15 protein-coding genes and 1 other annotated feature are annotated in these 13,666 nt (G+C 47.0%); all 15 genes read left to right on the top strand.

Features of this window, described 5'->3' with window-relative positions:
- The first annotated feature begins 1 nt into the window (after position 1).
- The 15 genes from VFT49_01460 to recR all read left to right on the top strand — a co-directional run bounded on the left by VFT49_01460 (position 2) and on the right by recR (position 13,576).
- Positions 2 to 766: a hypothetical protein gene (locus VFT49_01460; GenBank protein HEU5004733.1), complete on the top strand. Its 765-nt coding sequence runs from the start codon at positions 2 to 4 to the stop codon at positions 764 to 766.
- 279 nt (positions 767 to 1,045) lie between these two features.
- Complete coding sequence (locus tag VFT49_01465; protein HEU5004734.1) at positions 1,046 to 1,942, top strand: L-histidine N(alpha)-methyltransferase; 897 nt, start codon at positions 1,046 to 1,048, stop codon at positions 1,940 to 1,942.
- 121 nt (positions 1,943 to 2,063) lie between these two features.
- Positions 2,064 to 2,525 carry a hypothetical protein gene (locus VFT49_01470; GenBank protein ID HEU5004735.1) on the top strand — a complete coding sequence of 154 codons (462 nt, stop codon included), beginning with the start codon at positions 2,064 to 2,066 and terminating at the stop codon, positions 2,523 to 2,525.
- A gap of 198 nt (positions 2,526 to 2,723) precedes the next feature.
- Positions 2,724 to 3,899 (top strand): hypothetical protein, encoded by a 1,176-nt coding sequence (locus VFT49_01475; protein HEU5004736.1) that lies wholly within the window; start codon positions 2,724 to 2,726, stop codon positions 3,897 to 3,899.
- A gap of 7 nt (positions 3,900 to 3,906) precedes the next feature.
- Positions 3,907 to 4,869 (top strand): hypothetical protein, encoded by a 963-nt coding sequence (locus VFT49_01480; protein ID HEU5004737.1) that lies wholly within the window; start codon positions 3,907 to 3,909, stop codon positions 4,867 to 4,869.
- A gap of 284 nt (positions 4,870 to 5,153) precedes the next feature.
- Complete coding sequence (locus VFT49_01485; GenBank protein ID HEU5004738.1) at positions 5,154 to 5,417, top strand: hypothetical protein; 264 nt, start codon at positions 5,154 to 5,156, stop codon at positions 5,415 to 5,417.
- Positions 5,418 to 5,485: 68 nt separating this feature from the next.
- Positions 5,486 to 5,610, top strand: a sequence feature (ribosomal protein L10 leader region).
- Positions 5,611 to 5,657: 47 nt separating this feature from the next.
- A complete protein-coding gene (rplJ, locus tag VFT49_01490; GenBank protein HEU5004739.1) occupies positions 5,658 to 6,182 on the top strand; it encodes a 50S ribosomal protein L10 in 525 nt (174 codons plus the stop codon).
- 26 nt (positions 6,183 to 6,208) lie between these two features.
- Positions 6,209 to 6,592 carry a 50S ribosomal protein L7/L12 gene (gene rplL / locus VFT49_01495; protein HEU5004740.1) on the top strand — a complete coding sequence of 128 codons (384 nt, stop codon included), beginning with the start codon at positions 6,209 to 6,211 and terminating at the stop codon, positions 6,590 to 6,592.
- 467 nt (positions 6,593 to 7,059) lie between these two features.
- The gene (locus VFT49_01500; GenBank protein HEU5004741.1) at positions 7,060 to 7,572 is read left to right on the top strand and encodes a hypothetical protein; all 513 of its coding nucleotides are present in this window, start codon (positions 7,060 to 7,062) and stop codon (positions 7,570 to 7,572) included.
- An 82-nt stretch (positions 7,573 to 7,654) separates the two neighbouring features.
- Positions 7,655 to 8,299, top strand: a complete 645-nt coding sequence (locus VFT49_01505; protein ID HEU5004742.1) for a thymidine kinase — start codon at positions 7,655 to 7,657, stop codon at positions 8,297 to 8,299.
- Between the two features lie 8 nt (positions 8,300 to 8,307).
- Positions 8,308 to 9,786: a DNA polymerase III subunit gamma/tau gene (dnaX, locus tag VFT49_01510; GenBank protein ID HEU5004743.1), complete on the top strand. Its 1,479-nt coding sequence runs from the start codon at positions 8,308 to 8,310 to the stop codon at positions 9,784 to 9,786.
- 20 nt (positions 9,787 to 9,806) lie between these two features.
- Positions 9,807 to 11,171 carry a replicative DNA helicase gene (gene dnaB, locus VFT49_01515; protein HEU5004744.1) on the top strand — a complete coding sequence of 455 codons (1,365 nt, stop codon included), beginning with the start codon at positions 9,807 to 9,809 and terminating at the stop codon, positions 11,169 to 11,171.
- A 293-nt stretch (positions 11,172 to 11,464) separates the two neighbouring features.
- On the top strand, positions 11,465 to 12,625 hold the full coding sequence (locus VFT49_01520; GenBank protein ID HEU5004745.1) for a hypothetical protein: 1,161 nt from the start codon (positions 11,465 to 11,467) through the stop codon (positions 12,623 to 12,625).
- 42 nt (positions 12,626 to 12,667) lie between these two features.
- A complete protein-coding gene (locus VFT49_01525) occupies positions 12,668 to 12,961 on the top strand; it encodes a YbaB/EbfC family nucleoid-associated protein (protein ID HEU5004746.1) in 294 nt (97 codons plus the stop codon).
- Positions 12,962 to 12,964: 3 nt separating this feature from the next.
- Positions 12,965 to 13,576: a recombination mediator RecR gene (gene recR, locus VFT49_01530; GenBank protein ID HEU5004747.1), complete on the top strand. Its 612-nt coding sequence runs from the start codon at positions 12,965 to 12,967 to the stop codon at positions 13,574 to 13,576.
- The last annotated feature ends 90 nt before the right edge of the window (positions 13,577 to 13,666 follow it).

The following is a 13,666-nucleotide window of genomic DNA, read 5'->3' on the forward strand; positions in this document are numbered from 1 at the left end:
TATGTACAAGTCATTTACAGCAGATGATTATCGCAAACACTTAAAGCTGCCGGCCGATTATGTTGTTGATGGTTTTTTAATTTACGGCACGTTTAGAAAGTTCCCATACGAACAGTTGGAGGATTCACTCAAAAAACAAAGGATAGAATATCAAACCGCAAAAATTGGCGACGAATATTTTGACCCAGTGCTTACGTTTAGGGTAGGCAATAATAATTATTGGTTCACTATTGCTTACGGCGGAACAATGCTAAGCGAATATCTACATTTAGCCTGCACGTTTGGCAGCAAGAAGAACCTTTTGATAGGTAGTTGCGGCGGGCTCAAAAAAGGCGCGTCGAGTTTGGACATCATAGTTCCGGACTGGAGCTATGGCGACGAAAGTTCCGCGAGGTCCTATCAGAACGAAAAAGATGGTAAGCAGTATTCGGACACTTCGATTTCTGATAGGTTGGCAGATAAACTAGCCGATAAATACAAGGTGCACCGTGGTCCAACCGTCACTCATCAAGCAATGCTTGGTGAAACCTGGGAAGACATTGAGCGCTGGGCACAACAGGGCTATATTGGCGTAGAGATGGAAGCATCTACTGTTTTTGCGGTATCGAATCATTTTAAAGTACCCTCGGCTGCCATTCTTCACATTGGCGATAACCTTATAGAAGAAGAAACGGTTATGGACATAAATTACGAAACCAACCGCGATTTACACAGGCAAGTTTCTCAAGACATCTTCGATGCAGCCGTTGAAGAATTACTTAAATAGCTTTTAGACGCAAACTCAAAAATCCATGTTCTTTAGCAAAGAACCAAATGTTTTCAACCATTTGATTCGGCAAACGGTTGACCAAAGCCGACAGGCATTCGCTCCGGCAGGGCTGGTTCGTACGTTTTTAAAAAGGGAAGACTGCGAAACTCGCGGATTGGCGCTTCAAACAGTCCTCGCTTCAGGCTTTTCATAAACTTCTCACCAATCTCTGGTTCGCTCGAGCCTGGATTTGATTAACGTAAAATTAAAGTCCCTATATTTGCTATGATGAATCTCATGAAAACGGACTATTCTCTTGAATGGTTTCAGGAGAGAGCATTTAAATCACTTAAGAAAATCAAAGAAGGCCAGTGGGACTATTCAGATCCATCATTGATCTACGTGCCTGACGAGGAAGAAAAATACGAAACAGTTCAGCAGAGCGGAAGTCGATACCACGAACTTATCACGGAACCAGAAAAGAAGTATCTGGAACAAATTGCACCAATAGTAGCAAATGCGCTGCCAAATGATTTTGAATATATCGATCTCGGTCCTGGCAATGCACATAAAGAACAATATATTTTTGACGCGCTCAAAGCCCTGGGAAAAAAATTTAAGTACATCCCTGTAGACATAGATAAAAAATATCTTGATCTTGCTGCTCGGCATGCAGAGCGACAAGGTATCGAGGTTTCAGATGCTCAGCTACTCTTCGAAGAATTACCGTACAGATTGCCAGCAAGTCATACCCCGCGCTTTGTTTCCATCGGAATGACGTTTACGAACTATGCGCCTGACACGATCTTGCCGCTGTTGAAGAAGATTGCCGGTCAATCCGGATACGTCTTGACTAATTCACAGATCAGGGAACGGCTAGATATGGCCGCGGTCACGGATGTTTATCAGGATGAGGTTTATGCGTTACTGGAGACAAAGATAAGGTTGCTAGGACTTCGTCCCTCAGATCTTGAAAAGCAATGGTGCGACGACGGCATCAGAGCCTGGTTTAAGATAAAGAATGTCAGCCAAGATCTCAGCAAGCTCGGCGTCAGAGCTGGTGATGAGTTCTTAGCCTATTATTTCTTTAGGCCGACTATAAAATCGCTTTCAGAAAGCTTCAGCCGACACTTCGACAGCTTCAAACTGCTCGATATTAACGCCGCCTTTGTGGCCGGCCTACTCTTTACCTAAAACCGGGCGGGGCAAACCCAAAAAATCCTCTTATTGTTAATATAGTCATATTATGTTATAATTTACTTATCTTTGGAAGCAATTCCTCAGATTGTAATGTCATCCTATTCTAGGAGGCATCATGGACGATCAGACGGTGAGCCCCGAGGCTCGCACCGCTGCCAAGTGGTGGGCAGACCAGCTGCGTGGGCCGGCGAGGATGGACAACGGATCGCTTGAGTACTCCATGGAGACCGGCGACCCGAACCACTTCGACCAGGCCATCACGACGATGGGTCTCGCAGGGATACTCAACGAGCGCGAACGCTCCGGCCTCAGCGACGAGCAGATCTCCGTGTTCGAAGAAGCGCTCGCAAGGCGCGTCCAGGAGCGGCTGCAGCAGTCCGGTGAGTTCGGCGTCACGATCGACGTCGACTACCACCCGGACTACCTGCTCGTCGACAGCGCGGACGAGGCCGGCATTCGTGTCGGCATGACGCTCTTCCCCTGGAAGACGACCATGTGGATCGAGACCGGAAGCGTCAGGGTGAGCTGCGGCTACCGCGGCCCGACCGAGGACCTGTCGATCGCCACCGCGTCATAGGAGAAACAGCCCTCATTGCCGTTTCCACGGGCGGGAGCCGTAGAGCTCCCGCCCCAGCGCCATGAACGCTTCTGCATTTGCAGTCAAGCGCCTTGGCGCTTTTTTCGATTCTAAAATCATCGGGGCGGACCCAAAAAATCCTGGTCTGTATTCTTCGCTAAAACGAAGATATAATTGCGGTAAGGATGGTCTAAGAGTATGAGCCGAGAAAATAGAGTTTTTAAATTAACCTTTCTTGTCGTCGCCAAGGACTGGGACGAAGTAATTACTGTCTTCAAAAAAGAATTAGGAATCACAAAAGTTAAAGAGGACATTGGTGACTACAAGATGGCGGGTCACTATATTGTTGGATTAGATTTATCTGATAGAGACCTAAGCGACGGTTTCTATGGAAAGATTCATGCAAGTTCAACAATAACTCTGTTAAGCGACAAGGCATCTGATGAGCGAGCACAAAAGATCCTGGACCTCGCAAGACCAATTGAGCTAAAGCTTAGAGAGTTAATTATCTATGCTCACGAGCTAGTTGACGCGTACTTCGACATTATTCAACCTAAAAGTCCTGTGGCGAAGAGGTTTATGGGCTCTAAGCAATTAGTGGGCAAGGAAGTTTTAGATTCGGCCGTTTCATTTCTCGACCTAGGGGAAATTATAAAAGTTCTGGGAAGTGATGGGAATGAGGTCGACACAACCAGACCCACAGACGACATAGTTAAACTGCTAGAGGCAACTTCGAACTTTGAACAATTTAAGGAAAAATTGATTAAGAAGTTTAAGCGCCTAACGGTCTGGGATGTTATTGCGAAGACGGTTTTGCAACAACCGATTTCTTGGTTAAGTATCAAAGATGACTTAAACGAGCTAAAAAACATCCGTAATGTAGCCGCTCATTTTAGAATCGCAACGCCGGATAATCTTAAGAGAGCGACCGAATTGTCAGGAAGTTTACTACCCCAGCTATCGAGAAAGCCGGACCCGGACCGAAAAGCAATTGAGGAGATGGCTCAAACTTTTTCTGTGTGGGCTAAAGAATACGAGTTGTTCAAGGAAGTAAATAAAGCCGCACTTGATGCTATAAAGGTTAATAATAGTTTTCTTACGCAGGCCACTAAAGACATTTCAAACTCTTTCAGATCTGCAATCCCAGACATAAATTCTTCGATATCAAACTTTAATACAGTTTCAGGTTCGATATATCCAGATTCTTTATTGCGAAGTATGGCGTTTCCTGATATTTCGTCGATAAATCCAGGAGCGGGTTTGCATAAGGCTAGTCCTGATATCGGGAAATTCTTGGGCAGTGAATACGATAGCGACCAGGGTGACAGCGAAGATGAAGATAGCACTTCTATGGCGCCTGTTAAGAAAAAATAAAGACATAATGAAACTGCCAAACCGCGACAAAATCATCAACGAGCTTACTCGCCGCTATGAAGAAGTGCTTAGGAGATCTGAGAGCAGATTGAAGAATGACGAGGACGCACGTCAATTTATATCGCTGATCGCCCACTATATTAACTACATTAAGCAAGACGAACTCACAGAGGAAGCCATAACAAAATTATTTAAAAATAAAGAGGCACTCGCGAGTGATCAAGTTCTTATTGATGAGGCAGATAAAATCATAGTTCAGTTAAGAAAAGATCGTAATAAGGTTGTTAAATTTGCAGCCAAACAAGGTATTGATACTGGACCGTATCAATTTAATACTTCCAGCACGGCTCAACAGATTACGCTAGACAAGGAGGTCTCTTTTAACCTTAGCTTCTTGGACAATTTCCTCAAACTTCCCAGCGACCATCAAAGAGTCAGTGATTTACCAAATCAAATAGGTCATTTCCGCTCAATTATTTTTGCCACCACGCAATTAGCGGGCGAGACAAGAGCACTCACAAAGTTAAAGTCTGACTATAGCGATATATCTAACGAGTTTGCAAAGAAGCTAAAGATGCAGGGCGTGTATTTAAATTATCTACGGATTGAAGATTATCAAGCCCTAGAGGTTGTTTGGCGAGAGGTTTATCAAGAGAGCGATCATGATGAGCAATTTATATTTCACTTTATGTACGGAGATTTGTTTGAAAAAAACCGAACTTTTTCTCCCGGTCAACAAAATGATGCAAATGAATTTGTATCAAAATATATGAGCCACCTACAACGCGTGCATAACTACCTAATCGATGGACTTGAGAATGCGCCCTCTTCTGAAAAATTTGTTAAGTGGCTTGTAGAACATTTTGGCCCAACTTTAGCTTCAGTAATAATCATCCTAGTAATATATGTAATTCTCCGTCATCTAGGTCTGAAGATAGACATAAACTCACTAAAGAATTGGGTCGGGTAAGTCGAACGTCGACTTGTTCCTGATATTCCAGGCTCGAGAAAACAGAGAGAGTGAGGAGCGAGTTCAAAAGTCTGAACCGAGGACTGTTTGAGCGCCAAACGGCGAGTTCCGCAGGTTCACTTTTGGCGATTGTGCGAGCGACCATCTAGTTTTCGAATGCCTGCCGTTTCTTGGCTTCCGTTCTTTCGCGGCCAAAGAATGGAAGAAAACATTTGGTACTTTTCAAAAGTACATTCTTGCCAGAACAAAATGGAACAAAAAATAGTTAAGCGTACAATAAAGTTATGGCCTACGAACCGGACGAGGAAGACCTTAAATGGATGAAAACTCGCAAAAGCGGGCATACGTACGCAGAGCGCGCTAAATGGCGTGAAGAATACGCCAAAACCCACCCCGCTAAAGAAATTGAGAGCCATGGCTGGCGAGACTTCTTTATAGGTTTAGCTATTATGATAATCATTATTTTGATAGCTTTTGCTCTGGGCGGTAACGACCCTACTACTGACGGAAATTGTAATCAAGCTAACTTTTCGGGTTTGGGCTGTTAATCTGTTACCGTGTCTTAATGGGAGATATGCCCGCTTAGACTGTTGCCTAACAGAGTTAATTTTGCTAATATATCCAGGAACTTGAGCCAAAGACAGCGACGGGGAAACCTTAATAAAGTCGCCTAGGAACAAGAAAGTCTTATAGATTTTTACGTTAGTCTTTTGGCCATAATAGGCCATTTTTTATAGCTCAAGACACCTTAACAAATTGGTCGATATTGTTAAACAAGGAGAAAACTCATGGCTTTATCCAGAGAGAAAAAAGAAGAAGCCGTTAGTGAAGTTACGCAACTCCTGAAAGATTCCAAATTGACGGTCGTAGCCAAATACCAGGGCACGAGCGTTAAGTCTATGCAGGAGCTTCGCCGCGCTTCGCGCGATAACGGCACCCGAGTCCTCGTCGTCAAGAACCGCTTATTCAAAAAAGCGGCCGCTGGTGACGAACGATTTAAAGACACTGATCTAAGCGAACTGAACGGACAGCTGATGTACGCCTTCAACAATGAAGACGAAGTCGCACCCGCCCAGAGCCTGGCCAATTTTGCCAAAAATGAGCCGCAGATCGAATTTGTCGCCGCCTTGACCCCAGAAGGTAAACTTCTACCTGCCGAGGAGGTCAAAGTCTTGGCCAGCTTGCCAAGCAAGAACGAGCTTATCGCTCAGACTGTCGCAATGCTTCTATCGCCCGTTAACGACGTTACAAACGCGCTTTCCGGCAACCTGTACGCTCTATTAGACGGCGTGGAAGCAAAGGCTACAGCGTAAATATTAATTAGGAAGGAATTGAAATCATGGCAGATTTAAAGAATTTAGCTAAAGAACTCACAGGCTTAACTGTCCTGGAAGTCAACGAACTTAAGACCATCCTTAAGGATGAATACGGCATCGAGCCGGCCGCCGCAGCTGTAGCTGTTGCCGGCCCAGCCGCTGGTGGCGCTGAAGGCGGAGCCGCCACGGAAGAGAAGAGCGAATACGACGTCATGCTAAAAGACGCCGGTGCTCAGAAGGTTGCAGTCATCAAGGCTGTTAAAGATATCACCGGCCTAGGCCTGGGCGAGGCTAAGGCTATCGTAGACGGCGCTCCTAAGGCTGTTGTCGAGAAAGTTAGCAAAGAAGACGCTGAAAACGCCAAGAAGGCTTTAGAAGAAGCTGGCGCTACAGTCGAACTCGCCTAACAATAACGCAACGCCTAGCCCTGCCAACTGGCTTTAGCCAGCCGCACCGGCTAGGCTTCTGGCGTATTACGGCGTCAGAAGCTTACGGTACTCCTTAGCAGTATTTCGATACAGCTAGAGTCCGTTCCTCAGCTTCTTTCTTGTACTACGCTCAGATGCGTGAATTGTTTGATTCAAAGAGAAAAGGAAAAGTTTTAGAGAGACTTTTGCAAAGAACTGCCCCGAAAAAGGGCAGTTTTTTGTTGGGTTAAGTTAATAGTAAAGGGAAAGGTAGTAGCTCCGGTTCGGCTTTGGCCGAATCCGGATTTACTCCGGAAGGAGCGTTGAAGGAAAACCGCAGGTTGTCCTTCAAATTGGTTTATCCACAGAAAAACGCTATATTTTTGACACCATATATAATAGTGTGTTAGGTTTGGGGTGAATATAGGGGATTAAATAAAAAACCTATAGGGAGATTTGGAAAACAAATGACAGACATACCTGAAAAGCAGATAAAACGGCTTCGCAGCTTAATTGCAGAGGCTGAGACGGCTTTGGCCGCCACTAAAGAATTGTTAGTGAGCTTGGTTGGCGACGACCCAGTTTTAACCGAGAAACTTGTAGATAAGCAGCTGGGCAAAGTTATAGAAGGCGTCTTCGACGGCCAGAACATGGTCGGCAGCGACGGCAAAACTTACCCAGTACCGGCTAACTACGCCTCTAAATCTAAGTTGGTGCAGGGCGATATTCTTAAGCTGACAATCGCCGATGACGGCTCATTCCTTTATAAGCAAATCGGGCCAATTCCACGCAAGCAGGTAGTTGGCGTATTGCAGCAAAAAGACGGCCACTACTTTGTAGAAGTTGATGGCAAACAATACCGCGTACTGTTGGCCAGCGTAACCTACTTTAAGGCTAAGCCTGGCGACCAAGTCAGCGTGAATGTTCCAGAAGATTCTACCGTCGACGCCGAGTGGGCCGCCCTAGAAGCCGCCCTGTAAGAAGAGTTTCTATTGTAAAAAGCACGCCGTACAGATGGCGTGCTTTTTGTTATTCTTTTAGAAGAAGAGAGGGCTAATAAAAATGGCTAAAAACCTATATTTTCGCTACGGTGCGATGAACTGCGGAAAGTCTACTCGCGTATTGCAAGAAGCGCACAACTACGAACAATACGATCACAAGGTGGTAGTTACCAAACCAGGAATTGACACCAAAGGCAAGGACCACATCGTTTCTCGCTTGGGCGTTCAACGAGAAGCTGATTTTGTAATTACTCCCGAAGACAGAGTATTGGAAAAGCTCGCGCCAGTTGTGGCTAGACATGAGATTAAGTGTGTTTTTATTGACGAAGCTCAATTCTTAACAGTGCCACAAGTGGAAGAGCTGGCTTGGGGCGTGGTGCCGCAAGACGGACTCAATATAGCAGTTATAGCTTATGGGTTAAGATTGGATTTTCAGGCTAATGGTTTTCCGGCTAGCGAAAAATTAATGCTCGAGGCTGACAAGGTCGAGGAAATGCCCGCCATATGTCCATGCGGCGACCATAAAGCTAGATTCAACGCTAGGATGGTCGATGGGGAGTATACTTTTGAAGGAGATCAAGTGGCAATTGACGGCGAAGGCGTGAGCTACGTGTCGCTTTGCAGAGATTGTTTCCGTAGGGAAGCCTCGAAATCAGAAGCTGGGCGGACGGCGCTCATGAATGCGGGCAATTTGGTGCTTGTCTAAAGGATTGTATGGCGCAGGTTTTATATAGAAAATATCGCTCTAAAAGTTTTGCCGACGTAGTTGGGCAGGAGCATATTACCGACACCCTGCAAAAAGCCATTAAAAGCGGCCGCATTAGCCACGCCTATTTATTTACTGGCCCAAGAGGCGTAGGCAAGACATCCGTCGCCCGTATTTTGGCCCATGAGGTCAATGGCTTGCCTTACGAAGACGAATCGATTCACCTAGATATTATCGAAATCGACGCGGCCAGCAACCGCCGGATTGAAGAAATAAGGGATTTGCGCGATAAGGTCCATATTGCGCCAACCAGCGCCAAATATAAGGTTTATATTATCGACGAAGTCCATATGCTAACCCGCGAGGCGTTTAACGCTTTATTAAAAACCCTGGAAGAGCCGCCAGAACACTGCATATTTATCTTGGCTACCACAGAGGCCCACAAACTGCCAGAAACGATCATTAGCCGCACTCAGCGTTTTGAGTTTAAATCTATTGCCAATGCTTCGGCAGTTGGGCATTTGGCTTACCTTGCCAAGAAAGAAAAGATAGATATAGATAAAGGCGCCCTGGAGCTGCTAGCCGAGCACGGCGCCGGCAGTTTCCGCGACAGCATTGGCTTGCTGGATCAACTATCGGCCAGCGGCCAGAAAATCACCGAGCAAACCGTACGAGAATTCCTAGGCTTGCCGCCGGCTAAGCTAGTTCAAGCCCTGTCGGCCGCTATAGAAAGCGGCGATAGCAAGGCCGCGCTAGCTTGCCTGGATGAATTAAGAGATCAGGGCATAAGTGCCGCCGCTACGGCCAAGCTGCTGGCTAAAAATCTTAGACAAGCCTATATTGCCTCGCCGCAAAGCTGGATGGGCAGAGCGCTGAAAGACCTGATTGAAGTTCCGGCCAGTACGCGCCCCTTAGAGAATCTGGAAATAGTTGTTTTAGAAGCTTGTGCCGCTAACCTGGAACTGGCCGTGCCACGCTCGTCTGCCGCCAGTGTTAAATCACCAGAAATCCAAGTTAAGGTAGCTGCTCCAAAAATCGAAATTGAATCACCAGCCAAAATCGAAGAAGTTAAAAAAGAGTTAATGACCGAAGTGGCTAAACCCAAAAAACCGCGTATAGTCAGTGAGTTAAACGATCAAGCCTGGGAAGAAATTGTCGCTAAGGTTAAAGAGCAGGCTGCATCGCTTTATACGGCACTTAGGCTAGCTACCCCAGAAGTAGCCGATGGCAAGTTAACCTTGGCTTTTCAGTTTCCGCTGCATCAGAAAAAAGTTAGCCAAGCCCAGCACCGCGAACTAATTGGTCAAATTGTCGCTCAGGTGACGGGCCAAGATCTAATCATAGAGTCAGTCGTGGATAAATCTAAGAAGCCACAGCCCAAACAAGAAAAGAAGCCAGAACCAAAACCAGTAAAAACCAAGCCGGATAACGGCTCTTTAGAAAGCATAAGCAATATCTTCGGCGAAGCCGAGGTGATAGAATCCTAAAGAAGAACAGGGTTAGTTAGATGCCAAAGCCTCCCGTCGAAACCGCTCCGCAAAGCCTCGATATTGAGGCCAGTTTACTGGGCAGCATTTTAATTGACAGCGAGAGCTTTATTAAGATCGCCGATATGGTTCAAGCCGACGATTTTTATGATGAGCGGCACAAGGCGATATTTGCCGCCATGCGCACGCTGCACGATCGCCGCAGCCCGATAGATATCTTAACTTTGAGCGAACAACTCAAATCACTTGGCCAGCTGGACGGCGTGGGCGGCGCCAGCTATTTAACCGAGCTAACTAACACCGTGCCCACGGCCACACACCTTGAGCAGTATGCTGAAATCGTAGCCGATAAGGCTATTCGCCGCCGCTTGATTAGCGCTTCGCGAGATATTGCCAACATTGGCTCAGACGAAAGCAAAACCTTGCAGGAGCTGATCGAAGAGGCCGAGACCAGGCTGTTTGAAGTCAGCCAGCGGCACGTGCGCCAAGACATTACCAGCCTGGAATCAATCCTAGAGGCTAGTTTTGATAGAATTGACGATTTGCACAATAACAAGGGCGCCATCCGCGGTATTCCAACCGGCCTGCGCGATTTAGATAAACTACTTGCCGGTTTGCAGCGCTCGGATCTTATAGTTATTGCCGCCCGCCCGAGCATGGGCAAGACGGCGCTGATGCTAAATATCGCCCTTAACGTGGCCACCAAGGCCAAGCAAGGCTCGGTGTTAATATTCAGCCTAGAAATGGGTAAAGAGCAGCTTGTAGACCGCTTATTGGCCGCTGAAGCCGGCGTTGACGCCTGGAAGCTCCGGACTGGCGAAGGCTTAGACACCAAGGATTTTGAACGGCTTAGCGCCGGCATGGGCGAGCTGGCCGAAGCGCCGATTTTTATTGACGACACTTCTGGTATTACGGTCAGCGATATGCGCACCAAAGCTCGCCGCTTGCACCACCAGCATCCACTGGCATTAATCGTGGTTGACTATTTGCAGCTGATGAGCGGCGGTTCACGCTTTGCGGCCACCGCTAATCGTGTGCAGGAAATATCTGAAATTAGCCGTAGTTTAAAGATTTTGGCCCGCGAATTAAATGTGCCGGTCGTAGCCCTAAGCCAGTTGAGCCGCTCCGTAGAAAACCGCACGCCGCAAATTCCGCAATTGGCCGACCTGCGCGAATCAGGATCAATCGAGCAAGATGCCGATATCGTGGCTTTTCTTTACCGCGAAGATTACTATAACCCCGATAGCGACAAGCAAAACATCACCGAAATACTGGTTAAAAAACATCGTAACGGCCCGACTAAAAACATTGACCTCTACTTCGACAGAGTCAAGCAGCGGTTCCGCGACTTAGACGTCGCGCACGACCAACCGTTCGAGTCCTAGCAACTGCGTCGCGCAGGGCCTGTTTTCCGGCATAGCCGGAAATTCCGCCCGCGCTCTCGGCGAATCGCTGCGTTAGCTACGCTCTGTCGCTCGTTCAGAGTAGCAATTCTACACTTCACTCGCTCCTCACTGCTGCCTTGCGATTCATCCAAGCGCAGCGCTAGGATTATCGCTATGTTTCAGACGCAAAAATGATTGCTCATGATTATTTATCAGTCTTTGCACTACGCCCAAATGTAAAGCTAGGGAACTGTTATTAAGGTACAGAAAGAGGTTTTGCTATAATTGTGCTTATGTATACAAGATGGCGGGAGTGGGTTAGCGACCGCTGGGAATTATCAACTTTGCTCGGCTTTGGCAGCGGCCTGTTGATTGTTATTGCCTACCTTTGGCGCTTGGGCGCTAAGCCGTTTGGAGCTAGCGAGACTAATTTAGTAAACAGCTTAAGTCTACAAAATATTAAAGACAACCCCTTAAACGCACCTCATAATTTGCTGCTGTTAGCTTTAAAACATTGGCATCACGCCGGCCCAACAGGCGCTAGGCTAATATCTGTTATTTTTGCCTTGATCATAATTGTTTGCTTTTACCTGATGGTTAAGTTTTGGCTTGGACGATTTGGTGGCTGGCTAGGAGCTTTAATGCTGAGCTTTACACCGCTATTTATGCTTGCTGGTCGAAATGCAGGCAATAGTTTAATGGTTCTATTACCCATTGTGAGCATAGTTGCCTATATGTGGATGCTCAGAGGCGGCAAGGTTAGTTTGTGGAGACTGCTGGCCCTGACTTTAGCAGCCGTATTAAGCGCATATTCGCCAGGTGGTCTGATAGTACTGATTGTGGGCGCTATTTATGAACGTCACAACTTGGCCAAGCTATTTAAGGCAGCATCAACATTTAGTTTGGCGGTAAATATCGTGGTTCTTTTGGCCTTGCTAACTCCAATCGGCTGGGCTTCTGCCCGCCATGCGGCCACCCTAGAACAATTTTTCTTAGTTCCGGCGACTTGGCTTGGCGCGACAGTTATAGTAAAAAGCATTGGTTGGTCGGTTCTGGCGTTGTTCTGGCACAGTAGCACGCACCACGTTTTGCAGGTTGGACAGTTGGCCATTCTTGACGCAACCGAAATAGTACTAGCCCTGTTTGGCTTTTATGCCCTGTGGAGCAAGGCTCCAAAGAAACTTTATCCTTTAATTTTTATTGCTGCCTGCGGTGTTTTAGCGAGCGCCATAAACCAAAACTATGACCTACTGCTTGTTTGCATCATACCAATTCTAGTGGTCGCCGCTACGGGTCTTCGTTACCTGTATCTAGAGTGGACCAGAGTGTTCCCGCGCAATCCTTTGCCGCGCGGCTTAGCCCTGATAATTTTAGTAACCGTAATAGTGGTGCATATAGCCTGGGGCGCGCATTATAGCCTGACAGCCTGGCCGCACAGCCTACCGGTTAGATAAGTGTTTTGCTAGAATATAGGTAACGAAAAGGAGTTTTTAAAAGTGAGTAAAGTAGACCAAGCTAAGCTAATTATGCGAGCACGCAAGCTGCAAAAAGAGCTGCAAAAAGAAATTATTACAGTTGAAGCCGGCGAAGGTGCCGTTAGGGTAGAAATCACCGGTGAGCAGAAGATCAAAAAGATCCATATCGACCCTGAATATATCGACCTGGATGACATCGGCCAGCTAGAAATGTGGGTCGAAGAAGCCGTAAAAGAAGCTATCAATCAAAGCCAAAAGTTGGCCGCCGAAAAAATGCAGCCGATGATGGGAGCTCTTTCTGGTCTAGGCTTTTAGTTAATGAGCGCCGTTATCCCAGAACCGTTACTGGACCTCATCGAGGCTCTTCGCCAGCTACCTGGCGTTGGACCGCGTTCGGCCGAGCGCTATGCCTACAGCCTATTTAAGGCCGATAGCGCCAAAGCTCTGAACCTGGCGCAACAACTGAACCGGCTGCATAAAAGCATTGGCTACTGTCCAAAGACTTTTGCGCTGATTGAGGAAGGGCAGGAGGTGAGTTCGCTCTATGCCGACCCCAAGCGTGATAAAACCGTCGTAGCGGTAGTGGCCGAGCCTTTTGATATTGTGGCTTTAGAAAAAACCAATAGTTTTAACGGCACTTATCACGTACTGGGCGGCTTGGTGTCGCCAATTGATGGCGTGGGCCCCGAGAACCTGCATATAAGCGAACTCATCAACCGAATAGATGAAGACAATGTGCAAGAGCTAATATTGGCCACTAACGCCAGCGTAGAAGGCGAGAGCACAGCTTTACTAATCACCCAAGCCGTTGGCGATAAGCCGGTTAAAATTACTCGCCTGGCTCGCGGCTTGCCGGTTGGCGTGGATTTAGAGTACGCCGACCAAATTACCCTCACCCGAGCCCTAGAAGGCCGCCAAGCCTTACTTTAGTATATAGTCAGCACTCGAGAAAACAGAGGGAGCGAGTAGCGAGGCAAAAGCAGTATCGAGGACTTGTCTGACGAACAAAGTGAGGAGTCC

It is taken from the genome of Candidatus Saccharimonadales bacterium (assembly GCA_035758565.1).
In the GTDB taxonomy this organism is placed as follows: domain Bacteria; phylum Patescibacteriota; class Saccharimonadia; order Saccharimonadales; family UBA10212; genus DASTXL01.